The organism is Bariatricus sp. TF06-38A (genome assembly GCF_027690675.1).
In the GTDB taxonomy this organism is placed as follows: Bacteria; Bacillota; Clostridia; order Lachnospirales; family Lachnospiraceae; genus Allocoprococcus; species Allocoprococcus comes.
On sequence record NZ_JAQFCE010000002.1, the window covers coordinates 61,955 to 86,494 of the forward strand.

Consider the following 24,540-nt stretch of genomic DNA (forward strand, 5'->3'; position numbering starts at 1 on the left):
ATTGTGTTACGATATAAAATAGTATCTAAAGAGAGGAAGACCGCGCATGAGAGAAATTACAAAATACCATGATACCAGTAAGACAGTCAAAGAACGTGCCAAGAACAAATTATTTGGTGCAGTGTACAGCCATACTGCAATTATTCTTTTACTGATCCTTCTTCAGATTGGTATTATGGTCCTCACTTTTACATATCTGGGAAATTACAGTACCTATATGAACGGAGTGATATCGCTTCTTTCTTTTATCACAGCGATTTATATTTTCAATGAAAAAGGGAATCCGGCGTTTAAGATGACGTGGATCCTGTTTGTGTTCCTTGTCCCGGTGGTCGGAGTGGGATTTTATCTGTTTACAAAGGCAGGGATCGGAACCAAATATCTGGGTGCCAGACTGGAGAAGCTTCGAGTGGAGACTGAACCTTATATGCAGCAGAATGAATATGTCGTCCATGCGATGAAAGGTGGAAGGGTTGCGAATGCCAATCTGTCACATTTTCTTTATAACCAGGTGGGATTTCCGACTTATGGGAACTCACAGGCACAGTATTTTCCGCTGGGAGATGACAAATTTCCGGTTCTGATCGAAGAACTGAATAAGGCAGAAAAATTTATTTTCATGGAATATTTTATTATCGGGGAAGGATATGTGTGGGATACTGTCCTGGAGGTTCTGCGCAAAAAGGTGAAAGAGGGTGTGGAAGTACGCCTGATGTATGACGGAACCTGCAGCATCAGCCTTTTGCCGTATGAGTATCCGAAGCAGCTCCGGGAATATGGAATCCAGTGCAAGGAATTTGGACCGATCGTACCCATCCTTTCTACCAGCCAGAATAATCGGGATCACCGGAAAATCTGTGTGATTGACGGAAAGGTTGCATTTACCGGAGGTGTCAATCTGGCAGATGAATATATCAACAAGAAAGTCCGGTTCGGACACTGGAAAGATACAGCAATCAAAATCGAAGGCGATGCCGTGCAGAGTTTTACCATGATGTTCCTGCAGATGTGGAATATTACGGAGAGACAGCCGGAGGATTATGCAAAGTATCTGACAGAAAAGCAGCCAGGATTCAGCCGCAAAGATGGTTATATCATTCCATACGGAGATAGTCCGTTCGATCATGAAAATGTAGGAGAAGAAGTGTATTTCCATATTCTGAATCATGCGAAGAAGTATGTGCATATTATGACACCGTATCTGATCCTGGACAATGAGATGATTGATGCGCTGACAAGAGCTGCAAAAGGTGGAATAGAAGTGCAGATTATTATGCCACATATTCCGGATAAGCCGTATGCATTTTATCTTGCGAAGACTTATTATGAGGAACTGATCGCAGGTGGGGTAGAGATCTATGAATATACGCCTGGATTTGTTCATGCAAAAGTATTTACTTCAGACGATGATACGGCGACAGTAGGCAGTATCAATCTGGATTACCGCAGTCTTTATCTACATTTTGAATGTGGTGTTTTCATTTACCGCAATCCGGTTGTGCGTGATATTGAAAAAGACTTCCAGGATACACTGGCAAAATGTCAGAAGGTGACGATGACGGAGGTCAGAAACCGGAGCACTTTTGTGAAAATATATGGTCAGGTTTTAAGACTTGTGGCACCGCTGATGTAGGAAAACACTCAGAGAACAGTAAAATCAAGAAAAATGCGGAATTTTCGGGAAGTAGCTGAAAATAAGAGTGTACTTTTTAGTTGAAATGTAGTATAATTCAATCGGTGTCTTTATAAGGGACATTGATTATATTTATAAGTAGGAGTTATCCCGATGAAAAAAGAGGGATGACACTGTGGATATATTTCACAGATAGCCAAGAACACGCAGGAGGATTTATTATGGTTAAAGCAGTAGTAGGTGCGAACTGGGGAGACGAAGGAAAAGGTAAGATCACAGATATGCTTGCCGAGAAAGCTGATATCATCATTCGTTTCCAGGGTGGAGCAAATGCCGGACATACAATTATCAATGATTACGGCAAATTCGCTCTTCATACATTACCGTCAGGAGTTTTCTACGGACATACAACCAGTATCATCGGCAATGGTGTCGCTGTAGATATCCCGGTTCTTTTCAAGGAAATCCAGTCAATCATTGACAGAGATGTTCCGATGCCGAAGATTCTGGTGTCAGACCGTGCACAGATGGTGATGTCTTATCACAAGAATTTTGATGCATATGAGGAAGAGAGACTGGGCGGAAAGTCGTTCGGATCTACAAAGTCTGGTATCGCACCGTTCTATTCAGACAAGTATGCAAAGATCGGTTTCCAGATCAGCGAGCTTTTTGAAGACGAAGCTGAACTTAGAGAAAAGGTAAACCGTGTAGCAGAGCAGAAGAACGTCATGTTGGAACATCTGTATCACAAACCGTTAATCAATCCTGATGATTTATATAACGAACTGATGGAATACAAAGAAATGGTAGCACCGTATGTATGTAACGTTTCTCTGTATCTTAACGAAGCACTCAAGGAAGGTAAAGAAATTCTTCTTGAAGGACAGCTTGGAACATTAAAGGATCCGGATCATGGAATTTACCCAATGGTAACTTCTTCTTCTACACTGGCAGCTTACGGTGCAATCGGTGCCGGAATCCCGCCGTATGAGATCAAACAGATCGTTACAGTATGTAAAGCCTACTCAAGTGCAGTAGGAGCAGGTGCCTTTGTAAGTGAGATCTTTGGCGAAGAAGCAGATGAACTCAGAAGACGTGGTGGAGACGGCGGAGAATTCGGCGCAACAACAGGTCGTCCGAGACGTATGGGATGGTTTGACTGTGTAGCATCCAAATATGGATGCCGTATGCAGGGAGCTACAGATGTAGCATTTACCGTTGTCGACGTACTTGGATACCTGGATGAAATTCCGGTATGTGTAGGATACGAGATTGACGGAGAAGTTACAACAGAATTCCCGACAACACATCTTCTTGAGAAAGCAAAACCAGTACTCAAGACACTTCCGGGATGGAAATGCGACATCAGAGGAATCAAGAAATACGAAGATCTTCCGGAGAACTGCAGAAACTACATTGAGTTTATCGAAAAAGAAATCGGATATCCGATCACAATGGTTTCTAATGGACCGGGAAGACATGATATCATCTTCAGAAATAAATAGGAATATAAAAAAGGGGCAGGGCTTTTTTAAGTCCTGCCTCATTTTTATGGTAAATTATCAAATTGTGATAATGGTTGGTTATGTATTACAGTAAGTACACTCCGCGGGATGCGGCTTCTTCGAGGACGTCGTCCGGCCAGATGGAGGACTGGACTTCTCCGATGTGGGCTTTGCGGAGATAGAACATACAGATTCGGGACTGTCCGATTCCGCCTCCGACTGTGTACGGAAGTTTTCCGTTCAGTAATGCTTTCTGGAAATCCATCTCGGCACGTTCTTCGCAGCCGGCTTCCTTTAACTGACGGCGGAGTGCATCTTCATCGACACGGATACCCATGGAAGAAAGCTCCAGTGCGATATCGAGTACCGGATAGTAGACGATGATATCACCGTTCAGTTCCCAGTCATCGTAGTCCGGTGCACGTCCGTCATGACGCTGTCCGGAGGCAAGAGTCTTACCGATCTGTTTGATGAATACGGCACCTTTGGCTTTGGCAAAGTGGTATTCACGTTCCTTTGGTGTCTTGTCAGGATACATGGTTTCCAGTTCCTGGGATGTGATGAAGCTGATTTCATCCGGAAGGAATTCTTCAATATAATTGTAACGGCGTGCCATGTAGGCTTCGGTTTCTTTGAGTGCACTGTATACTTTTCCTACAGTGTATTCCAGTGTCTCCATGTTGCGTTCTTCTTTGGAAATTACTTTTTCCCAGTCCCACTGGTCAACATAGATGGAATGGATGTTGTCAGTATCTTCATCTCGGCGGATAGCGCTCATATCAGTATAAAGTCCTTCTCCTGAATGAAAGCCGTAGCGCTTTAAGGCGTAACGTTTCCATTTTGCAAGAGAGTGGACGATCTCAACTTCGCGGTCTTCCTGTTCTTTGATGCCAAATGCAACCGGGCGTTCTACTCCGTTCAGGTTATCGTTCAGTCCGGATTCCGGGCGGACGAAAAGAGGAGCGGATACACGCGTCAGATGCAGAGATTTGGCAAGTGCGCGTTCAAAGTGGTCTTTTACTTCTTTGATAGCCACTTCAGTCTCGCGGATCGTAAGTGGAGAATGGTAATTCTCCGGTATCTGCAAATTGTTCATGATGTTCTTCCTTTCTTACTACTCACTATGTCTAGTTTAGTGAATTGACGTGGTGTTGTCAATCATATTTTCTTAAGAAACAACTTATGATTTTTTTAGAGAATCTCCATAGTAAGGTCACAGAACACGGCTATACTCTTAAAATAAAACATTCATCATAAAAAAGAAAAAGTCATAAATCAGAAAATAAGAACATATATTAAAGATGTCGGGGAAATGCCGGATGAGGCTTATACCAGAAGGCAGACAGACGAAAAAACTGTAGACAGGAGGTAACAAGATATGCAGAAAGAGAAGAATATCAGCACACAGGAAGTCATTTCCATGGAAGAATATCTAAATAAAAGACAGAAGATCAGAGAACAGGAGAAAAAACGATTTGGAGGCAGATTCGGCGAAGAGAAAAGCCCTGCCTGGATGATGGCAGAGCTTTATGTATGAGATGTTAATATTCACTGTGAAAGTCGTCATCATTCCTGTGGATCAGACGATAAACCAGGATGTAGGCGTAACTCATAACCGGCACAAGAATCGTGCAGGCAACAGATGCTTTCAGAAGTCCTAATGATCTGGATTTATCGATAAATGCAAATACCAGAGTGCTGACGTACATCAGGAACAGAAGAATTGCACAGATAAGAGCTGTAAAACGCTTGAATTTTTTCATAACAACCACCTTCGTACTGTACTTTATCTCTATTATATAGATAAAAAACAATTTCTACAAGAAAATGTTTTGCAAACAGTCGAAAAATGCTGTATGATATATGAAGTGATAAAGAACAAAAAGGAGAATTTACAGTATGAGTACATTATTAGAACAGTGGAGAGATACCGCTTACTCGAAAGAGATGGATAAAGCTTCTCTGCAGAAGTTCTGGGGAACCTATTTCCAGACTGAAAAAGAGATCTATGAAAAGCTGCTTGAGAATCCGGACGAAGAAGTAAAAGGAACTGTAAAGGAACTTGCTGAAAAATATGGCATTAATGTATTTACAATGACAGGATTCCTTGATGGAATCAATGACAGCCTGAAAGTGGCTAATCCAATTGAAACAATGGATGAGGACACTGAGGTAAGTCTTGCTTTTGATAAAGAACTGCTTTACAAGAACATGGTAGATGCAAAAGCTGACTGGCTGTATGAACTGCCACAGTGGGATAAGATTTTTACAGAAGAAAAGAAAAAAGTCCTTTACAAAGAACAGAAAAACGCACGTACAATCCACGTAGAAAAGAAAGTTTATCCAAACGATCCATGTCCGTGCGGAAGCGGTAAAAAATATAAAAAATGCTGTGGTAAGAACAAATAAGTTCTGATAGAAATTTTCAATACATTTTTTTGAACGTGTTGACAAATGAAAATCCCATGGTATAATGTTAGCAAATGCGATGAAGAGAAGAGTAGAACGCAGAAAAATCCCAGAGAGAGAGGTCTTAGGCTGAGAGCCTCTTATTACAGAAGCGTTTGAAGACCACCTCCGAGCGGCTGTAAAACAGTCCGGCTGGATACCGTTATCATCCACAAAGAGGTCCTGGAAATCAGGACAAGCGGGGTGGAACCGCGGGTATACAAAGTAACTCGTCCTCTGCAGCAGATAATCTGTTGCAGAGGTTTTTTATTTTAAAAGTTAAGTTGTCTGGAAAAGATGTACTAGAAAATTTGAAGGAGCATATTGCACAAAAGAAATTCAGCCAATTCACTTTTTGCGCAATGGAATTGGATGAATTTCTTTTGTGCAATATGCGGTCTTGAATTACAGACAGTAGCTTTTACAGAAAGGATGATCTAATGGAAAGTATTTACGATTGTTTCAAGCTGAACAATGATATGAAAATCCCATGCGTTGGTTTTGGAACTTACAAAGCAGCAGAAGGGAATAACGTAGAGGTTTTAAAGACTGCCATAGAAGCAGGATATCGCTATTTTGATACTGCATCCTTTTATCAGACCGAAGATTTTTTAGGGCAGGCGATCCGTGAAAGCAATCTTCCAAGAGAGGATTTTTTCCTTGTATCCAAGATGTGGAAAGATGAAATGGGATATCAGCAGACAAAGGATGCATTAGAAAAGAGTCTGAAAAGACTTGGTACCGATTATCTGGACATCTATCTGATCCACTGGCCAAGACCGTCGGCTGACTGTGAGAACTGGAAAGAACTGGATCTTGAGACCTGGAGGGCGATGGAAGAACTTCAGAAAGAAGGAAAAATCCGGGGACTTGGACTCAGCAATTTTCTTCCGCACCATATTAAGAACATTCTGGAGAATGGAACAGTAAAACCAGTTGTCAACCAGCTGGAACTGCATCCGGGTTATATGCAGCAGGCTGCTGTGCAGTATTGTAAAGAGCATGGTATTCAGATGCAGGCATGGAGCCCGATCGGAAGACGGCGGATTCTGGAAGATGGACTGATCCTTGAACTTGCCGGAAAGTATCAGGTTTCACCGGCGCAGCTGTGTCTGAGATTCCTGCTTCAGAATGATATCATTCCGCTTCCAAAATCATCTTCGATGGAGCGGATGAAACAGAATATGGATCTGTTCCATTTTGAGATCAGCGAAGAGGATGTATCGAGACTGGCAACTATGCCACAGGCAGGATGGTCAGGAGAACATCCGGATCCGGAGCTTGCACAGAAAAATGTTGTATAATCAGAAATTATAAAATAAAGAGAGGAACAAAAAGACTATGAAAATCACATTAAAAGATGGATCAAGCAAAGAATATGCACAGAGCATGTCTGTAATCGATATTGCAAAAGATATCAGTGAAGGACTTGCAAGGGTTGCAACAGCAGGAGAAGTTGACGGAGAAGTTGTTGATTTAAGAACTGTGATCGACAAAGACTGTGAGCTGAACATTCTTACATTCAATGATGAAAAAGGAAAAGGTGCATTCCGTCACACAACATCTCACATTATGGCACAGGCAATCAAGAGACTGTATCCGGATACAAAACTTGCGATCGGACCTTCAATTGAAGACGGATTCTATTATGATATTGACCGTGAGACTCCGCTTGTAGCAGAAGACCTGGAAAAGATCGAAGCTGAGATGAAGAAAATCGTTAAAGAAGATCTTCCAATTAAACAGTATACAATGCCAAGAGCGGAAGCAATCGCATATTTTAAAGAAAAAGATGAACCATATAAAGTGGAACTGATCGAAGACCTTCCGGAAGATTCCGTAATCAGCTTCTATTCACAGGGAGAATTTACAGATCTTTGTGCAGGACCTCACCTGATGAGCACAAAACCGGTAAAAGCATTCAAACTTACAAGCCTTGCAGGAGCTTACTGGCGCGGAAGTGAAAAGAATAAGATGCTTCAGAGAGTTTATGGTACTTCCTATCCGAAGAAAGCAGAGCTTGAAGAATATCTGCATATGATGGAAGAAGCAAAGAAGCGTGACCATAGAAAACTTGGAAAAGAACTTGGACTTTTCATGATGAGAGAAGAAGGACCGGGATTTCCATTCTTCCTTCCAAAAGGAATGGAACTGAAGAACCAGCTGCTTGATTACTGGAGAGAGATCCACAAAAAAGCCGGCTATGTTGAAATTTCAACACCGATTATGTTGAGCCGCCATCTCTGGGAAACATCAGGACATTGGGATCACTACAAAGACAATATGTATACAACTGTGATCGATGATGAAGATTTCGCTATCAAACCAATGAACTGCCCGGGAGGAATTCTTGTATATGAATCTGAACCACGTTCATACCGTGACCTTCCGCTTCGTATGGGAGAACTCGGACTGGTTCACCGTCATGAAAAATCAGGACAGCTTCATGGACTGATGCGTGTAAGATGCTTTACACAGGATGATGCACATATCTTCATGACACCAGAGCAGGTACGTGATGAGATCAAAGGCGTTGTAAAACTGATCAATGAAGTTTACAGCCTGTTTGGATTTAAATACCATGTGGAGCTTTCTACAAGACCGGAGGACAGCATGGGAAGTGATGAAGATTGGGATATGGCTACTGAAGCCCTTCGTGGCGCATTGGACGATCTGGGACTTCCATATGTAGTAAATGAAGGAGATGGAGCGTTCTACGGACCGAAGATCGACTTCCATCTGGAAGATTCTATCGGAAGAACATGGCAATGTGGAACCATCCAGCTTGATTTCCAGCTTCCGCTCAGATTTAACCTTGAATACACAGGAGCAGATGGTGAGAAACATCGTCCGATTATGATCCATCGTGTAATCTTCGGATCGATCGAAAGATTTATCGGTATCCTGATCGAGCATTTTGCAGGGGCATTCCCGACATGGCTTGCACCGGTACAGGTTAAGGTGCTTCCGATTTCAGACAAATATATGGATTATGCACAGAAGGTTCTGGATGAACTGAACAATTCAGGTGTTCGTGCAGAAATTGATACACGTGCAGAGAAGATCGGATACAAGATACGTGAAGCACAGATGAAGAAGATCCCGTATATGCTGGTTGTCGGAGCAAAAGAAGAAGAGGACGGACTGGTATCTGTAAGAAGCCGCTTTGAAGGGGATGAAGGACAGAAGTCACTGACGGACTTCCTTGCAGCAATCAAGATGGAGATCCAGGCCAAAACAGCAAGGGAAGTAAAAAAAGAAGACGATAAATAGAGTTTTAAATAAAATCTGAATAAGAAATAAAACTTTCGGGCATAATGATACTGATTTTCAAAAAGGAGGTAACATTATGCCTGAATTAAAATGTACAGTACAGACATGTATGCACAACAAAGATTTTTATTGTGATCTGAACGCAATTACGGTGGGAGGAAAATCTGCACGGAAAGCTGCAGAAACAAGCTGTGACAGCTTTGAAGAAAGAAAAAGCGGCACCTACAGTAATGTGACTGGTGAGGCGGGTCCGACAAGCAAGATCGACTGCAAGGCCACGGAGTGCCAGTACAATAAGGAATGCCAGTGCCATGCAGGAAAGATCAGTGTGGAGGGCAGCAAGGCATGCAACTGTGATGAGACGGAATGTGCAACTTTCAGTTGTGGATGTGCGTAGATGAAAGTGATGGGTGTGGGAGAGTTTCTCCTGCACCTGTTTGTTTGTGTGCAAGGAATGAGAGAAAAGGTGCGAAAAGGATGGTTGGGGAGGTTGACGGGGGTGTTAGAAAGAAGGTATAATAAAAATCGGACTTTTGAAGAAAGACAGGGAAATTAAATGGAAAAAAAAGACAATGTAGAGAAAGGGGTTTCGGGGAAGCCGGAAAAGAAGAAATCGGCAGCGTATTATGAAAAGCGTCCGGAATTTGGTAACAGAGGGCCGTCAAAGATTTTGCTGCATTTCAGGAAGGGGATTACCTTTTTCCTTGTTATTGCGGCTTGTGTGATCTTTTATTTTCTGTTACTCCGAATAGATGATATATCAGTAGGTGTCAGTAAAGTAATTGATGTGTTAAAGCCGATCCTATACGGAATGGTGATTGCATATTTGCTGAATCCGATCGTAAAGCAGATTGACCGGTGGCTGATTCCACAATTAAAAAAGAAAATGTCTCAGGAAAAGGCAAAGAAGGTTTCGCGTAGTGTCGGTGTTTTTGCAGCGCTGGTTATGCTGCTTGCTTTGATCCTGGCACTGTGCAATATGCTGATTCCGGAACTTTATAAAAGTATCCGTGACATGGTTCAGACTCTGCCGGGACAGATCAGTGATATGGTTACGAAGATCATAAGTATCCAGAAAGATACCAGTCCTGCCGGAGTCATGGCACGTAACCTGTTAGAAAAGGGATCGGATGCATTACAGAACTGGATCAAACAGGATCTTTTAACCAAGGTTAATGAAGTGATGTCAAACCTGACGGTTGGGATCATCAATTTTGTCAGTGAGATCCTGAATTTTCTGATTGGTCTTATTGTATCAGTCTATATTCTGTTCAGTAAGGAAACATTTTCCGCACAGAGTAAAAAGATCGTCTATGCAGTGTTCCGTACAGATCATGCCAATATGATCCTGCATCTGACAAAGAAAAGCAATGAGATTTTCGGTGGATTTATTATTGGAAAGATCATTGATTCTATGATTATCGGAGTGCTTTGCTTCTTTGGACTTACGCTCCTGAAGATGCCGTACATACTTTTGATCAGTGTAATCGTTGGTGTGACCAATGTCATTCCTTTCTTCGGACCGTATATTGGTGCTATTCCGAGTGCCGTTCTGATTTTGCTGAATGATCCGATCAAGGGCTTGTATTTCCTGATTTTCATTCTTGTGTTGCAGCAGCTTGATGGAAATGTGATCGGACCGAAGATTTTGGGCAATTCGACCGGATTATCTGCATTCTGGGTTGTATTTTCAATCCTGCTCGGAGGCGGTCTGTTTGGATTTGTAGGAATGATCATGGGCGTGCCTACATTTGCAGTAGTTTATTATATTATTACAATGCTGATCAATCATTTGCTGGAGAAGAAAAAGCTTCCGCTTCAGACTTCGGAGTATGGGGAAAAGAGTTATGTGGATGATAGCGGAAGATTTGTCAGAGAAAATCCGGAAGAAAATGATACAGCGGTAAAAAACGGGGAAAATAAAAAAGAGAGGAAGTAAGCAGAAATGCCAATTCGTGTACAGAATGACCTTCCGGTAAAAGAAATACTGGAAAAAGAAAATATATTTGTAATGGATGAGAACCGTGCGGTTCATCAGGACATTCGTCCGATCAAGATCGGACTTCTGAATCTTATGCCACTGAAAGAGGATACAGAACTTCAGCTTCTGCGCTCCCTTTCCAATACACCGCTGCAGGTTGACATTGTGTTTTTGGCAGTGAAAAATCATGTTTCAAAGAATACTTCAGCGAATCACCTGAACCGGTTTTATGAGAATTTTGAAAATGTAAAAGATCAGAAATTTGACGGATTTATCATAACCGGAGCACCGGTAGAGCAGATGCCTTTTGAAGAGGTGGATTACTGGGAAGAGCTTGTAGAGATCATGGAGTGGACAAAGACGCATGTTACTTCAACGATCCATCTCTGCTGGGGAGCACAGGCAGCACTTTATTATCATTATGGGATTAATAAAGTACAGCTGGACAAAAAGCTTTTCGGTATCTTTGAACATAAGGTTATGAACCGTAAGATTCCTCTGGTACGTGGATTTGATGATGTATTTTATGCACCGCATTCGAGACATACAGATGTGCCGATTGAGAAGATCCGTGCAGATGAGAGACTGATGATTCTGGCAGAGTCGGAAAAGGCAGGAGCATACCTTATCATGGCACAGAATGGAAGACAGATTTTTGTGATGGGACATCCGGAGTACGACCGAGTGACACTGGATCAGGAGTATAAGCGGGATCTGAGCAAAGGACTTCCGATTGAAATGCCGGAGAATTATTATCCAGACAATGACAGCACACAGAAGCCACTTCTTACATGGAGAGCACATGGTAACTGTATGTATGCAAACTGGCTGAATTACTATGTTTACCAGGCAACCCCGTATGATATGGTGGGGACACCGGATTTTCATTAGGATTCAGATAGAATTTCATATACCGATATCCTGAAAGGCATATCAGAAAGTACTATGTTTCAGAAGAGAAATCCTTTGCTATAATAGGAAAGCAAAAATAAGCGGGAGGAAAAATATGTTATTGGAGCAGAAAACAACTGATTTTTTGGAACAGCTCTCATCGTCAGCACCGATTCCGGGAGGTGGCGGTGCATCGGCAGCAGTCGGAGCGTTCGCATCAGCTTTGGGACTTATGGTTACAAATCTGACTGTCGGAAAAAAGAAATATGCGGATGTTGAAGAAGAAATTCTAGAGATAAGAGAAAAACTTGAGCAGAAGAAGCAGGATCTGGTCCGGATGGTAGATGAAGATGCCGAGGCTTTTGAACCACTGGCAAAGGCTTACAGAATGCCAAAAGAGACAGAGGAAGAACAGGCAGAGAAGGAAAAAGTTATGGAGGCCGCACTTAAAAATGCGGCAGAAGCACCACTGTGTATCATGAAAACAATTGTAGATACTATGGAGATGATCCGGGTGCTGGGGGAAAAAGGAAGCAGGCTTGCTGTCAGCGATGCAGGAGTTGCAATCCTCTTTGCCCAGGCAGCCCTTGAAGGAGCTTCTCTTAATATTTTTATCAATACAAAGATGATGAAGGATCAAGAAGAAGCTGAAAGACTGAATTATCTGGCTGATCAACTGATTGCGACAGGCAAAGAACTGAAAGAGACAACTTATGATGCTGTACTTAAGGGTATCAGACCATAACAGATAAGACAGACAGGAGGAAGACATGAGCATACAGATGCGAGGGGCTGAAGTGGCAAAAGCCATGAAAGAAAAGCTGATCAGAGAAAGAGAAGAGTTGAATGCGGCGGGAGTAAATCCATGCCTTACGATCATTCGGGTAGGAGCAAAAGAAAATGATCTTGCCTACGAACGTGGAGCAAAAAAGAGAATGGAAATGATCGGAATCGAGTGCCGCATTGTAGAACTGCCAGAAGATATTTCACAGGAAGAATTTGAGGATGCTTTCTGTAAGATCAATAAAGATCCGGAGGTTCACGGGATTCTTTTGTTCCAGCCGCTTCCGGAGCAGCTTGATGTAGAGAAGATCAGACAGATGATCGACCCGGCAAAGGATATGGATGGAATGAGTCCTGTAAATCTTGCAAAAATATTCGAAGGTGATAGAACTGCTTATGCGCCTTGTACTTCTGAGGCAGTGATGCACATTATGAATCACTATGGAATTGAACTCCAGGGGAAAAGAGTGACCGTCATCGGAAGAAGCATGGTTGTTGGAAAACCGCTTTCCATGCTGATGCTTGGGCAGAATGCAACTGTAACTATCTGCCATTCACGCACAAAAGATCTGGCGGACAGATGTCGTGAAGCAGAGATAATAGTAGCTGCGATCGGACGGGCAAACCATATCACCGCCGATATGATCGCCGAAGGAGCGGTGGTAGCGGATGTCGGAATCAACGTACTGGAAGATGGAACCCTCTGTGGAGATGTGGACTACGAAAATGTCTGGGAAAAAGTATCCCATATCACACCGGTTCCGGGAGGAGTAGGAAACGTCACAACCTCTGTACTCGCCTCTCACGTGCTGCGTGCCGCCCGTACAGGTCAGAACGAACCCGGACAACGCAGAGGGTAACACCGCCTCTCTGTCGAACACAATACAAATGGGCGAAGAACAGTTACAGCCGGTAATCCAGAGCGCCCCGGAAGAGAAAAAATCCTATAGATTCAACTTGAATCTATAGGATTTTTTTCTCCTCCGTGGTGGCATAGACTACATTTATTTTTCGCCCATCTCTGGTGGAATCTTTTCTAACAACTGTCGGATATTATCACGGATCAATCGTTTATAATTATCAGGAAGCGGTGTGATCATATCCAGGATCTCGGCATTGATCGGATCCTTTGAATGAATTGAATCATCCAGGTAGTCACAGATCAGATAATCAAATTTGACATCTAATGCTTCTGAAAAATTAAGCATGGTTGCAAAGGATGTTGCCTGGCTGCCATTTTCAATCCGGCTTATCGTTGTCTCATCAAGATTTAGTTTTTCTGCTAGTGCTGCCTGTGTAAGACCGGCTTTGTGACGTGCCTGCCGAACGCGTGTACCGAAATTCTTTTCCATGCTGTATCTCTCCTTCATAAAAGTAGTGTAGCATTTCAATTTGAAAAAAGAATGATATTATATGCAAGTTAACTTTACAAAAACGCCGTGATAGGATATGATTAAAAAAAGGGGGGAGAGAAATGGATTGGGAATCGTACAGAACAGATATTGAGGCGATAAAGCTTGCGGTGAATGAATGTGAAAGACTTGGAGTGGATAAAGAAGAACTCCTCATAATCAGTATTTACCGTTTGTATGAATTTTATAAAACAGAAGACGACAGAGTCTATCTTCTGGGGGCATTATTGCATCTTAAGGCTTATCTTGAGCTGGGGATGGAATATGAAAAGAACCGTAAGATTTTTTCGCTGATTTTAGATAATTACGGGGTATGTTATCAGGATATTTTTCAGGGAGCTGTGGAAATGGAGTAGAAAAATCTGAAAAATTCCAAAAACCAGGTTGACAAATAGAGAATAAAGAGGTAATATATTAACCATAAATTGTAAAACCGTTGAGAAAGAGGAGTAGGTTATCGAACGATATCACAGAGAGCAGCAGGCGGTGGGATTGCTGTATGGAGTTGATAATTGAATGGACTTTCGAGGGCAGCCTGAAATCAGATAATTGAGAGTATGGTTTGTCGGGAACCAAACCCGTTATCAATAAGGGATGTATGTTAGTACATAAAAGAGGACAGGAAACTGTTAAAGTTGAGTGGTACCGCGTTAGTAGAAGATATTAGTCGCCTCAATCCGTAGAAGGATTGAGGCGTTTTTTATTTCATAGGAAATTCCGAAGGAACTTCCTATGAAATAAAAAGTCTCCGGCAGGATGTTACATATGTATTCCTGTTGTGGTACGGCGCGGAATCAAGAAACACCTTCTCTTGAAAGCTAACAAAGAAAATTATTTATCAAGAAGAGGAGAACAAAATTATGAAAAAGAGAACAATCGCAGTATTATTAACAATGGCAATGGCAGTAACAATGATGGCAGGATGTGGAAGCAAGTCAGATTCCAAGACAGCAGATGGAGAAAAGAGCTATACAATCGGTATTTCCCAGTTTGCAGAGCACGGATCTTTAGATAACTGCCGTGAAGGATTTTTAGAGGGACTGAAAGAAGAAGGTATCGAGGAAGGAAAGAATCTGAATGTTGAATACAAGAACTCGGCAGCAGATATGGGAACTGCATCACAGATCGCAAGCAGCTTTGTATCCGATAAAGTAGATCTGATCTGCGGAATCGCAACACCAAGTGCACAGACAGCATACAATGCTGCGATGGATACGGATATTTCGGTTATCTATACTGCAGTTACAGATCCGAAAGCAGCAGAGCTTGCAGATGATAAAGGAAACCCGGTTGGAGAAGTCACAGGAACCAGTGATAAACTTCCGATTGAAGCACAGCTGAAAATGATCCGTGAACTTCTTCCGGATGCAAAGAAGATTGGTATCCTCTATACAACAAGTGAGGCAAACAGCGTATCTGCAATTGCTGAATACAAAGAAAAAGTCGGTGACTATGGATTTGAACTTGTAGAAAAGGGAATTACAAATACATCAGAAATCGCACTTGCAACAGACGATCTTCTGTCACAGGTAGACTGCATCAGCAACCTGACAGATAACACGGTAGTAAGCTCACTTGCAACCATTCTGGATAAGGCAAATGCAGCAAATATCCCGGTATTCGGAAGTGAGATCGAACAGGTGAAGCTTGGATGCCTGGCAGCAGAAGGCCTTGATTATGTAGCACTTGGCAAACAGACAGGTAAGATGGCAGCAAAGGTTCTCAAAGGAGAAAAGAAAGCATCTGAAATGCCATTTGAGACGATCACAGAAGCAGGACTTTACCTGAATACAAAAGTAGCAGAAAATCTTGGAATCACAGTGGAAGACGATCTGAAAAACAGCGCAGTAGAGACATACGATTCTATCAGCGAAAACTAAATTTGAATTAGAAAAGTGAGGAGCAATGCAATGAGCTTTGCAGTATCGATTTTGGAGCAGGGACTGATTTACGGAATCCTTGCATTGGGAATTTATATAACATACAAAATTCTGGATTTTCCAGATCTGACCGTAGATGGCAGCTTTCCATTAGGAGCTGCCGTAACGGCGCTTATGATCACAAAAGGAGCGAACCCGTATCTGACACTTCCGGCTGCATTTGCAGCAGGTGTGGCAGCCGGTATCTGTACCGGACTGATCCATGTCAAATGCAAGGTAAGAGATCTGCTTTCAGGTATCATTATGATGACAGCGCTCTGGACGATCAACCTTCGTGTGGCAGGAACAGCCAATGTACCGTTGTTTTCCCAGAAGACAATCTTTAAAAATGATACACTGGATAAGCTGCTTCCGTCAGGATTTTCCGCTTACTCTACATTGCTCATCATTCTGATCATTGCGTTAATTGTGAAAATCATTCTCGACCTTTACCTGAATACCAAGTCCGGATACCTGCTCCGCGCAGTCGGAGATAACGATAAACTGGTAACTGCAATGGCAAAGGATGAAGGAAATGTGAAAATCCTGGGACTTGCGATCGCAAACGGGCTGTGTTCGCTTGCGGGATGTATTTTCTGCCAGGAAGAACGTGTATTTGAAATTTCCAGTGGTACAGGGGCGATGGTAATCGGTCTTGCAAGTGTTATCATCGGAACCAGTATTTTCAAAAAAATCAGTTTTGTAAAAACAACGACAGCTGTACTGATCGGTTCTATCATTTACAAGGCCTGTGTGGCAATCGCGCTGAAGAACTTCGAACCGCAGGATATGAAGCTGATCACAGCCGTTTTATTCCTGGTAATTCTGGTGCTTAGTATGGAGAGAAAGAAGAAGGTGAAGAAGAATGCTGGAGCTTAGAAATATCCACAAATATTATAATCCGGGTACAGTCAATGAGATGTGTCTTTTTGAGGACTTCAATCTGACGATCAATCAGGGCGAATTTGTATCTGTAGTAGGAAGTAACGGTTCCGGTAAAACTTCGATGCTGAATATCATCTGCGGAAGTATTCCGGTAGAATCCGGACAGATCCTGATCGATGGAAAAGATATCACAAGGGTAAAAGAATACAAGAGAAACCAGAAGATCGGACGCGTGTATCAGAATCCATCTATGGGAACCTGTCCGTCCATGACGATCTTGGAAAATATGTCTCTTGCGGACAATAAAGGAAGGTTCTACGGACTTGGACGGGGAACGAATAAGGCACGTATTGATTATTACAGAGAACAGCTCGCCCAGCTTGGTCTTGGACTGGAAGATAAGCTTCATGTCAAAGTCGGATCACTTTCCGGAGGACAGCGCCAGGCGATGGCACTGCTGATGTCTACGATGACACCAATCGAGTTTTTGATCCTGGATGAGCATACTGCTGCGCTGGATCCAAAGACAGCAGAACTGATCATGGAGCTGACCGATAAGATTGTAAAAGAAAAAAATCTGACAACGGTTATGGTCACACACAATCTCCGCTATGCAGTAGAATACGGTAATCGTCTGATCATGATGCATCAGGGACATTGTGTGATGGATAAGGCAGGAAAAGATAAAGAGGATACCTCGATCGATGAAATCCTGACGATGTTCAATGAGATCAGTATTGAGTGTGGAAACTAAAAAATACAAGATTATGAATTAAAGAGATAAGCAGAAAAGGAAACAGTTTCGGCTTATCTCTTTTTGTATTTCCAAAGGTTTTGGAAAAATTATTCGAGGATTTTCAAAATGAAAGGCTATTGTCTGAATACAGAAGGATAAGCCTGTCCGGTATAAAATGTCAATGGATTTTCAGGAATATGCCTGTAGAAGATTTGGTTGTCTGGCTGCCGGAAAATTGGTTATTTTCACAGATTGACGCTCTCTCTGTGATAGTGCTAAAATAGAGGAAAACGGTCAAGATATAGTATGCATTTTAAATAGAATACAATATATTGTAGTTATCAGAAAGGAGAAGAAGATGAGCTTAAACAATGTGAAAGTTGTAAAAAAAGATGGGACAAAAGAAGAATTTAACGTGCAAAAAGTCGTTGTGGCAGTCAATAAGTCTGCATATCGTGCACTGATCAAATTTTCACAGAAAGATATTGATTTTATCTGTCATTTTGTAGAAGAAAAGGTAGAAGAACTCGGAGTGCATGAGATTCAGATTCCGGAAATGCACAATATTGTAGAGGGAGCGCTTGAGAAAGTGAATCCGATCGTGGCAAAAAGTTACCGGGACTATCGGAATTACAAGCAGGATTTTGTGCAGATGCTTGACGAGGTTTATAAGAAAAGCCAGTCGATCATGTATATCGGGGACAAAGAGAACAGTAATACAGACAGTGCACTGGTATCGACCAAGCGAAGCCTGATCTTCAATGAGCTGAACAAAGAATTATATAAGAAATTTTTCCTGACGGTGGAAGAATTACAGGCAATCCGGGAGGGATATATTTATATCCATGATATGTCAGCCCGAAGAGATACGATGAATTGTTGTCTCTTTGATGTGAAAAGCGTACTGACCGGTGGATTTGAGATGGGAAATCTGTGGTACAATGAGCCAAAGACACTGGATACGGCATTTGATGTGATCGGAGATATCGTACTGAGTGCGGCAAGCCAGCAGTACGGAGGATTTACCGTGCCGAGCGTAGATGAGATCCTGGAGCCTTATGCGAAGCGTTCCCATGAAAATCATCTGAACAAATACAGAAGCCTTGGACTTTCGGAAGAAGTAGCACAGGAGATTGCCTGGAAGGATCTGAAAAAAGAGATGGAGCAGGGATTCCAGGGATGGGAGTATAAGTTCAACTCCGTATCCTCAAGCCGTGGAGACTATCCATTTATTACCATGACCAGCGGAACCGATATCAGCGAATACGGAAAGCTTGTCACAAAGACGATGCTGGAAGTAAGAGCAGGAGGACAGGGAAAGCCGGGACATAAAAAACCGGTACTTTTCCCGAAAATCGTGTTCCTTTATGATGAAAATTTACATGGACCTGGAAAGCCGGGAGAAGATCTTTTTGAAGCCGGAATTGAGTGCTCCAGAAAGACTATGTATCCGGACTGGCTCAGCCTTACCGGAAAAGGCTATGTGCCGAGTATTTACAAGCGCTACGGAAAGGTCATCAGTCCGATGGGATGCCGTGCATTTTTATCTCCATGGTATGAAAGAGGCGGTATGAATCCGGTGGACGAAAAGGATGAGCCGGTATTTGTCGGAAGGTTCAACATCGGTGCGGTCAGTCTCCATCTTCCGATGATCCTTGCCAAATCCAGACAGGAGAACCGGGATTTCTTTGAGGTACTGGATTATTACCTGGAACTGATCCGGAAGCTTCATATCCGTACTTACGAATACCTCGGAGAGCTGCGTGCTTCTACGAATCCGCTTGCCTACTGTGAGGGTGGTTTCTATGGCGGACATCTGAAGATCCATGACAAGATTAAACCGGTGCTGAAATCGGCAACCGCTTCCTTTGGAATTACGGCGCTCAATGAATTCCAGCAGCTTTATAATAAAAAGTCCTTGGTAGAGGATGGAGCATTTGCCATCAAGACCATGGAATATATCAACATGAAGGTCAATGAATTTAAAAAAGAAGACGGCTATCTGTATGCGATTTACGGAACACCGGCTGAGAATCTGTGTGGTGTGCAGGTACAGCAGTTCCGTAAGAAATATGGAATCGTGGAAAATGTATCGGACAGGGCGTATGTGAGCAACAGTTTTCACTGTCATGTAACCGAGGATATTACACCGATCGAAAAGCAGGATCTGGAAAACCGTTTCTGGGATCTGTGTAACGGTGGAAAGATCCAGTATGTAAAATACCCGATCAATTATAACAAAGAGGCTATCAAATCACTGGTACGCCGTGCAATGAATATGGGATTTTATGAGGGTGTTAATCTGTCACTTGCCTACTGTGATGACTGTGGTCATGAAGAGCTGTCTATGGATGTGTGTCCGGTATGTGGAAGTAAGAATCTGACGAAGATTGACCGTATGAACGGATATCTGTCTTATTCGAGAGTCAAGGGAGATACCAGACTAAATGATGCCAAGATGGCAGAAATTGCGGAAAGGAAAAGTATGTAAATGCGTTACCACAATATAACAAAAGATGATATGCTCAACGGGGATGGCCTGCGGGTTGTCCTCTGGGTTGCAGGATGTGACCATTGCTGTAAGGAATGCCACAATCCGGTGACCTGGGATCCGAATGGTGGGCTTTTCTTTGATGAAAAGGCGAAGGCAGAGATTTTTGAAGAACTGGAGAAGGATTATATTAGTGGGATCACATTCAGTGGAGGCGACCCGCTGCATTCGGCAAATGCCTATGAGGTCATGATGCTGGCAAAAGAGATTAAAGAAAAATTTCCGTCAAAGACGATCTGGCTTTACACCGGTTATGAATGGAAAGATATCAAGAATATGGATATTGTAAATTATCTGGACGTTCTGGTGGACGGAGAATTCGAGGTTGAGAAGAAAGAACTGGATCTGCACTGGAAAGGCAGCGCGAACCAGATGGTCATTAACGTACCGGAGACATTAGGAAAAGGAGAAATTGTATTACATGAAGAGAATTGCTAAATTTCACAAAGTAAGTCTGGAACAGTTTATGGAAGGATGGAAGGATACTTTTGGTGAGCAGTATACAGAGGATCAGATCAAGGATTTATATGAAGAAGTCAAACTGCCGAAGCGTGCAACGGCAGGAAGTGCAGGATATGATTTCTATGCACCGGATGATTTTGTGATCGAGCCGGGAAAGACGATCAAGATCCCGACAGGGATCCGTGTGGAAATGGAAGAAAACTGGGTACTCAAATGCTACCCGAGAAGCGGACTTGGGTTCAAGTTCCGTCTGCAGCTGAATAATACGGTAGGAATTATTGACAGCGATTATTTCTATTCTGATAATGAAGGTCATATCTTTGCGAAACTGACGAATGATACCAATGAGAATAAAACGGTAGAGCTTGGAAAAGGGACAGGCTTTATGCAGGGGATTTTTGTTGAGTATGGAATTACTGTGGATGACGATGCGACAGCAGTCAGAAACGGGGGATTTGGAAGTACGACGAAGTAGGGTTGTAAAAAAGAGGCGTTAAAATATAGGTTGTGTTGGCGACCGGGATCAAAAAAATAGTGTTCAATTCCATTGTGCAAGGGCATTACGGTGAACCTCTGAGAGCAAAAATTGTGTCAGCAAAGGCTTCCACAATTTTTGAGTTTCATCTCCATTGCACAATAAGTGAATTGAACACTATTTTTTTGATCCCGGTCGCCGGATTTACTGTATTAGAGAGGCGTTTTTTTACAAGGCTGGACTGATAACCGGTTGAGGAGATTTAGGTAGTGGTGGGAAGGTGAAGGTTATGTAGGTGTAGCCTGCAATTTTGTTGCAGGCTACAGGGGGATTAGTTTAATTTTACGTTCAGGTAACTACGGCCGGAGAGGGTTTTGTTGAAGGTGATGCAGAGGATGACGATGAGGCAGCCTGTGAGGAATCCGGGGAGGTTGAAGATGGCGGTGAGGATAAGGAGTAGGAGACGCATGAATTTTAATGCGTAGCCTAGTTCAAAGTTTGGCTGGGTGTAGTTGGCGATGGAGACGAATGCCATGTAGAGCATGATCTCGCTGTTGAACCAGCCGGATTCGACGGAGAATTCCCCCATGACGATACCGGCGATGACGCTGAGAGGGGTGCTGAGCATACTCGGAGTGTTGAGGGCGGCGAGGCGGAGTCCGTCGATGGCAAGCTCAAGGATCAGGATTTGGAAGATCAGGGGGATGTTGACCGTATCTTCGATCAGAACGAAGCGGAAGATCTCCGGTATCCATGCCGGGTTCTGCATAAAGAGCAGAAAGAGTGGAACCATGAAGACAGTCAGCAGTGTGATCAGTACACGGGATATTTTCAGGTAGATTCCGGTGATTGGCGGAAAGTAGTAATCATTTGCCTCTTCGATCATATCAAAGATGGAGGTTGGCAGGATCAGTGCAGATGGGGAGGTATCAGTAAGGATGATTATTTTTCCTTCCATCAGGCAGGCGCAGGCTGTGTCTGGACGTTCGGTAAATTTATATTTTGGAAATGGATTGTACCATTTGCGCTGAAAGAGAGCTTCAGCGAGGGATTGCTGACTCATTTTCAAATCCTGGGATTTGCTTTCTTCCAGTTTGTTCTGGATCGTGGTCAGAAGTTCGCGGTCTACACGGTCGGACATATAGCAGAGAGCTACGTCGGTGCGTGTGGAAGTGCCGGCTTCATACATTTCCATGATCAGATGCGGATCGCGGATCCGGCGGCGCATCAAGGCAGTATTGAATACGATTGTTTCCACAAAGCCATCACGGGAACCGCGCAAGGATTTGTCTTTATCGGGTTCCTCGATGCTGCGGGACGGGTAAGTACGGCAGTCGATGGCAATAGCGGCTTCATAGCCGTCAATAAAAAGACAGGTGACACCGGACAGAAGATTTTTGAAAATGCTGTCAAAGTCACCGAGAATATCAACTTCCACATAGGGGATGCAGCTTGTAGAAAAGGAAGTTGCATCCTCTGGCATATCATCGGCAGAAATATTGAGGAAGGAGTCCATAAGTTTCAGCATGATTTCATCTTTGGTGAAACCATCAATAAAATAAAAGGCACTATTTTGTCCGCCGATGATCAGAGTTCGTTCGATAATATCAAAGCTTTTTTTTACGGGAAGAGCCCGGTTCATATATTTTGTATTGTCGGTGAGGGAAGCACTGACAGTATGTTTTTCCATATTGAATCCTCCATTCAGAGATAATTTAAAGTTAAGAAAATCTGGAATCCCGGAAATATTTTACTGCCTGGATTCTGCATAGATTTAGCATTTCACAAAAAAAGGAAAATATACCGGATTATGACAAAAGTTATTAAGAAACTTAAGATTTTTTTAGCATGGGAAAAAGATTTTGCTATCTTGCGGAAAAGAGGGTATACTGTACATAATTATAAGTAATATATAAATCCCTAAAGGGATGAAGGAGGGCACACTTATGAGTGAATATATGATCATGACAGACAGCACAGTGGATTTACCGAAGGAATACCTGACCGAGGAGCTTGGGGTTCCGTATATTCCTCTTACTTATCTGATCGATGGACAGTCTTATGAGGATATGATTGGACTTACCGGGGAAGAATTTTTTGCAAAAGTCAGGGCAGGGTCGATGCCGACTACTTCTCAGATCAATCCGGAGCAGGCAAGAGAAGCACTGGAACCGTATCTGAAAGAGGGAAAGGATATTTTATATATTGCTTTTTCGTCAGGACTTAGCGGAACTTATAACAGTATCCGGATGGCAGCAGAAGAATTGCAGGAAGAGTATCCGGAGCGGAAGCTGATCGTAATTGATTCGCTCTGCGCATGCATGGGAGAGGGGCTTCTTGTATACAAAGCTGTTCAGATGAAGCGTGCAGGAAAGAGTCTGGAAGAAGTGGCTGCCTGGGTGGAGGAGAACAAGCTTCATATCATGCACAACGTTACGATTGATGATTTATTCCATTTACATAGAGGTGGAAGAGTATCAAAGGCTTCTGCAATTGTTGGAACGATGATCCAGATCAAGCCGATCATCCACATGGACGATCATGGCGAACTGAAGGTTATTGGAAAAGAACGTGGCAGAAAGAAAGCATTGACACACATCGTGGATATGGCAGTGAAGCAGTCCGAAGGTTGGGATAATGATATTGTGATGATCACACACGGTGACTGCAAAGAAGATGCGGCATTTGTGGCAAGACAGGTGGAGAAGAAGATGGGAGTCCACAATATTCTGATTAACTGCATTGGAACGGTGATTGGGTCACATACAGGTCCGGGGGTTGTGGCTGTGTTCTGTATGGGGAATAAGAGATAAGACTTTGTGAAGACGAGGCATACAAATGAAAGAATTACGGAGACAATTGAAAGAGCTACTGCAACAGGCGGGAGCAGATGCTGAAGTTTTAGAAGCTTTTAGTCAGGAAAACGCAGTGTTTCCATTTAGTGCGGAAAGCAGAATTTTGATGTATCTGATGAATGCTCAGGCAATTACATATGAACAGTATCAGGAAATATATGAAAGTTATATGAAAAGAAACCAATATCTATATTTGTTTGAGATGGCACCAAGAACATTCGGAGAAACCTGGGGTGAGCAGCATATTTTAAAATTGTTTCCGGCTTTTGTAAAAGCGACAAAAGAGAATATGGTTTCGGTTTATCCTGATTTTGATGGAGAATTTGATCTGTGGATTCCTGAAATAAGAGTAGAAGTTAAAGCGTGTAGGGCAAATGATACAAAAGCGGGTGGAAGTCTTGCCAGCAGAGCGTATTTGCATTCAGAAGCAATTACAAATGGGTTTAAGTATCATTATCAGCAGTTGAAGCCATCATGCTGTGATGTGTTTATCTGGATTGGTGTTTGCCGTGATGAGCTGATTTATTGGGTACTTACAAGTGAGGAACTTCAAAGAACAGGAAAGCTTGGATCCCAGCATAGGAATGAAAATACAGGAATTGCGGGAGCAGCTGTATTTGAAGGCCAGGTTTTTATGACGGAAGAGGAGCTAAGACCATTTTTGGTTGCTGAAAAAGATGTCCTTAGTGTCGTTAAGAAGAAAGGAAGATAAGAAAAAACCAGAGCAGACC

General features: G+C 42.8%; 24 protein-coding genes and 2 other annotated features. Of the genes, 20 read left to right on the forward strand and 4 right to left on the reverse strand.

Annotation, left to right across the window (positions count from 1 at the left end):
• The first annotated feature begins 46 nt into the window (after positions 1-46).
• Positions 47-1,633, forward strand: coding sequence for a cardiolipin synthase (gene cls, locus PG418_RS02470; protein WP_270205203.1), 1,587 nt, complete (start codon positions 47-49; stop codon positions 1,631-1,633).
• Between the two features lie 221 nt (positions 1,634-1,854).
• Positions 1,855-3,138 carry an adenylosuccinate synthase gene (locus tag PG418_RS02475; protein ID WP_173689880.1) on the forward strand — a complete coding sequence of 428 codons (1,284 nt, stop codon included), beginning with the start codon at positions 1,855-1,857 and terminating at the stop codon, positions 3,136-3,138.
• 85 nt (positions 3,139-3,223) lie between these two features.
• Here PG418_RS02475 and asnA read toward each other — a convergent pair whose 3' ends face one another.
• Positions 3,224-4,234, reverse strand: a complete 1,011-nt coding sequence (gene asnA / locus PG418_RS02480; protein WP_008374783.1) for an aspartate--ammonia ligase — start codon at positions 4,232-4,234, stop codon at positions 3,224-3,226.
• A gap of 282 nt (positions 4,235-4,516) precedes the next feature.
• Between asnA and PG418_RS02485 the strand changes: the two genes are divergently transcribed.
• Positions 4,517-4,675, forward strand: coding sequence for a hypothetical protein (locus PG418_RS02485; RefSeq protein WP_008374787.1), 159 nt, complete (start codon positions 4,517-4,519; stop codon positions 4,673-4,675).
• A 4-nt stretch (positions 4,676-4,679) separates the two neighbouring features.
• On the opposite strand, the gene PG418_RS02490 is transcribed toward PG418_RS02485, so the two are convergent.
• Positions 4,680-4,901 (reverse strand): hypothetical protein, encoded by a 222-nt coding sequence (locus tag PG418_RS02490; RefSeq protein WP_055157600.1) that lies wholly within the window; start codon positions 4,899-4,901, stop codon positions 4,680-4,682.
• A 136-nt stretch (positions 4,902-5,037) separates the two neighbouring features.
• On the opposite strand from PG418_RS02490, the gene PG418_RS02495 reads away from it, so the two are divergent.
• The 8 genes from PG418_RS02495 (at position 5,038) to PG418_RS02530 (ending at position 13,374) form a co-directional block, all read left to right on the forward strand.
• Positions 5,038-5,547, forward strand: coding sequence for an SEC-C metal-binding domain-containing protein (locus PG418_RS02495; RefSeq protein ID WP_022220547.1), 510 nt, complete (start codon positions 5,038-5,040; stop codon positions 5,545-5,547).
• A 70-nt stretch (positions 5,548-5,617) separates the two neighbouring features.
• Positions 5,618-5,827, forward strand: a binding site (T-box leader).
• Between the two features lie 199 nt (positions 5,828-6,026).
• Positions 6,027-6,890: an aldo/keto reductase gene (locus tag PG418_RS02500; protein WP_008374798.1), complete on the forward strand. Its 864-nt coding sequence runs from the start codon at positions 6,027-6,029 to the stop codon at positions 6,888-6,890.
• A gap of 37 nt (positions 6,891-6,927) precedes the next feature.
• Complete coding sequence (gene thrS, locus PG418_RS02505; RefSeq protein WP_055157604.1) at positions 6,928-8,859, forward strand: threonine--tRNA ligase; 1,932 nt, start codon at positions 6,928-6,930, stop codon at positions 8,857-8,859.
• A 76-nt stretch (positions 8,860-8,935) separates the two neighbouring features.
• Positions 8,936-9,256, forward strand: a complete 321-nt coding sequence (locus PG418_RS02510; protein WP_498837005.1) for a DUF1540 domain-containing protein — start codon at positions 8,936-8,938, stop codon at positions 9,254-9,256.
• Between the two features lie 159 nt (positions 9,257-9,415).
• Positions 9,416-10,798 carry an AI-2E family transporter gene (locus PG418_RS02515; RefSeq protein ID WP_215633995.1) on the forward strand — a complete coding sequence of 461 codons (1,383 nt, stop codon included), beginning with the start codon at positions 9,416-9,418 and terminating at the stop codon, positions 10,796-10,798.
• Between the two features lie 6 nt (positions 10,799-10,804).
• On the forward strand, positions 10,805-11,731 hold the full coding sequence (gene metA / locus PG418_RS02520) for a homoserine O-acetyltransferase MetA (protein ID WP_008374805.1): 927 nt from the start codon (positions 10,805-10,807) through the stop codon (positions 11,729-11,731).
• 115 nt (positions 11,732-11,846) lie between these two features.
• Positions 11,847-12,476: a cyclodeaminase/cyclohydrolase family protein gene (locus PG418_RS02525; RefSeq protein ID WP_055246961.1), complete on the forward strand. Its 630-nt coding sequence runs from the start codon at positions 11,847-11,849 to the stop codon at positions 12,474-12,476.
• 25 nt (positions 12,477-12,501) lie between these two features.
• Positions 12,502-13,374: a bifunctional 5,10-methylenetetrahydrofolate dehydrogenase/5,10-methenyltetrahydrofolate cyclohydrolase gene (locus PG418_RS02530; RefSeq protein ID WP_498837006.1), complete on the forward strand. Its 873-nt coding sequence runs from the start codon at positions 12,502-12,504 to the stop codon at positions 13,372-13,374.
• Between the two features lie 144 nt (positions 13,375-13,518).
• Here PG418_RS02530 and PG418_RS02535 read toward each other — a convergent pair whose 3' ends face one another.
• Positions 13,519-13,866 (reverse strand): helix-turn-helix domain-containing protein, encoded by a 348-nt coding sequence (locus PG418_RS02535; RefSeq protein ID WP_022220545.1) that lies wholly within the window; start codon positions 13,864-13,866, stop codon positions 13,519-13,521.
• A 122-nt stretch (positions 13,867-13,988) separates the two neighbouring features.
• On the opposite strand from PG418_RS02535, the gene PG418_RS02540 reads away from it, so the two are divergent.
• The 7 genes from PG418_RS02540 (at position 13,989) to PG418_RS02570 (ending at position 20,954) form a co-directional block, all read left to right on the forward strand.
• On the forward strand, positions 13,989-14,282 hold the full coding sequence (locus PG418_RS02540) for a hypothetical protein (RefSeq protein WP_055297095.1): 294 nt from the start codon (positions 13,989-13,991) through the stop codon (positions 14,280-14,282).
• A gap of 71 nt (positions 14,283-14,353) precedes the next feature.
• Positions 14,354-14,604, forward strand: a binding site (T-box leader).
• 182 nt (positions 14,605-14,786) lie between these two features.
• Positions 14,787-15,806, forward strand: coding sequence for an ABC transporter substrate-binding protein (locus PG418_RS02545; protein WP_022220543.1), 1,020 nt, complete (start codon positions 14,787-14,789; stop codon positions 15,804-15,806).
• A 30-nt stretch (positions 15,807-15,836) separates the two neighbouring features.
• Positions 15,837-16,724: an ABC transporter permease gene (locus tag PG418_RS02550; protein ID WP_055158458.1), complete on the forward strand. Its 888-nt coding sequence runs from the start codon at positions 15,837-15,839 to the stop codon at positions 16,722-16,724.
• A complete protein-coding gene (locus tag PG418_RS02555; protein WP_008374812.1) occupies positions 16,711-17,484 on the forward strand; it encodes an ABC transporter ATP-binding protein in 774 nt (257 codons plus the stop codon). Before PG418_RS02550 ends, PG418_RS02555 begins: the two co-directional genes overlap by 14 nt.
• Positions 17,485-17,824: 340 nt before the next feature.
• Positions 17,825-19,957 carry an anaerobic ribonucleoside-triphosphate reductase gene (gene nrdD, locus PG418_RS02560; protein WP_498837007.1) on the forward strand — a complete coding sequence of 711 codons (2,133 nt, stop codon included), beginning with the start codon at positions 17,825-17,827 and terminating at the stop codon, positions 19,955-19,957.
• On the forward strand, positions 19,958-20,455 hold the full coding sequence (gene nrdG, locus PG418_RS02565) for an anaerobic ribonucleoside-triphosphate reductase activating protein (protein WP_008374816.1): 498 nt from the start codon (positions 19,958-19,960) through the stop codon (positions 20,453-20,455).
• Positions 20,439-20,954: a dCTP deaminase/dUTPase family protein gene (locus PG418_RS02570; RefSeq protein ID WP_195479798.1), complete on the forward strand. Its 516-nt coding sequence runs from the start codon at positions 20,439-20,441 to the stop codon at positions 20,952-20,954. The genes nrdG and PG418_RS02570 overlap by 17 nt, the downstream gene beginning before the upstream one ends.
• A gap of 331 nt (positions 20,955-21,285) precedes the next feature.
• Here PG418_RS02570 and PG418_RS02575 read toward each other — a convergent pair whose 3' ends face one another.
• Positions 21,286-22,644: a spore germination protein gene (locus PG418_RS02575; RefSeq protein ID WP_498837008.1), complete on the reverse strand. Its 1,359-nt coding sequence runs from the start codon at positions 22,642-22,644 to the stop codon at positions 21,286-21,288.
• A 256-nt stretch (positions 22,645-22,900) separates the two neighbouring features.
• Here PG418_RS02575 and PG418_RS02580 point away from each other — a divergent pair, with 256 nt between their 5' ends.
• Both PG418_RS02580 and PG418_RS02585 read left to right on the forward strand, forming a co-directional pair.
• Positions 22,901-23,767, forward strand: a complete 867-nt coding sequence (locus PG418_RS02580; protein WP_498837009.1) for a DegV family protein — start codon at positions 22,901-22,903, stop codon at positions 23,765-23,767.
• Positions 23,768-23,792: 25 nt separating this feature from the next.
• On the forward strand, positions 23,793-24,521 hold the full coding sequence (locus tag PG418_RS02585) for a restriction endonuclease subunit M (protein WP_498837010.1): 729 nt from the start codon (positions 23,793-23,795) through the stop codon (positions 24,519-24,521).
• Positions 24,522-24,540 lie beyond the last annotated feature (19 nt).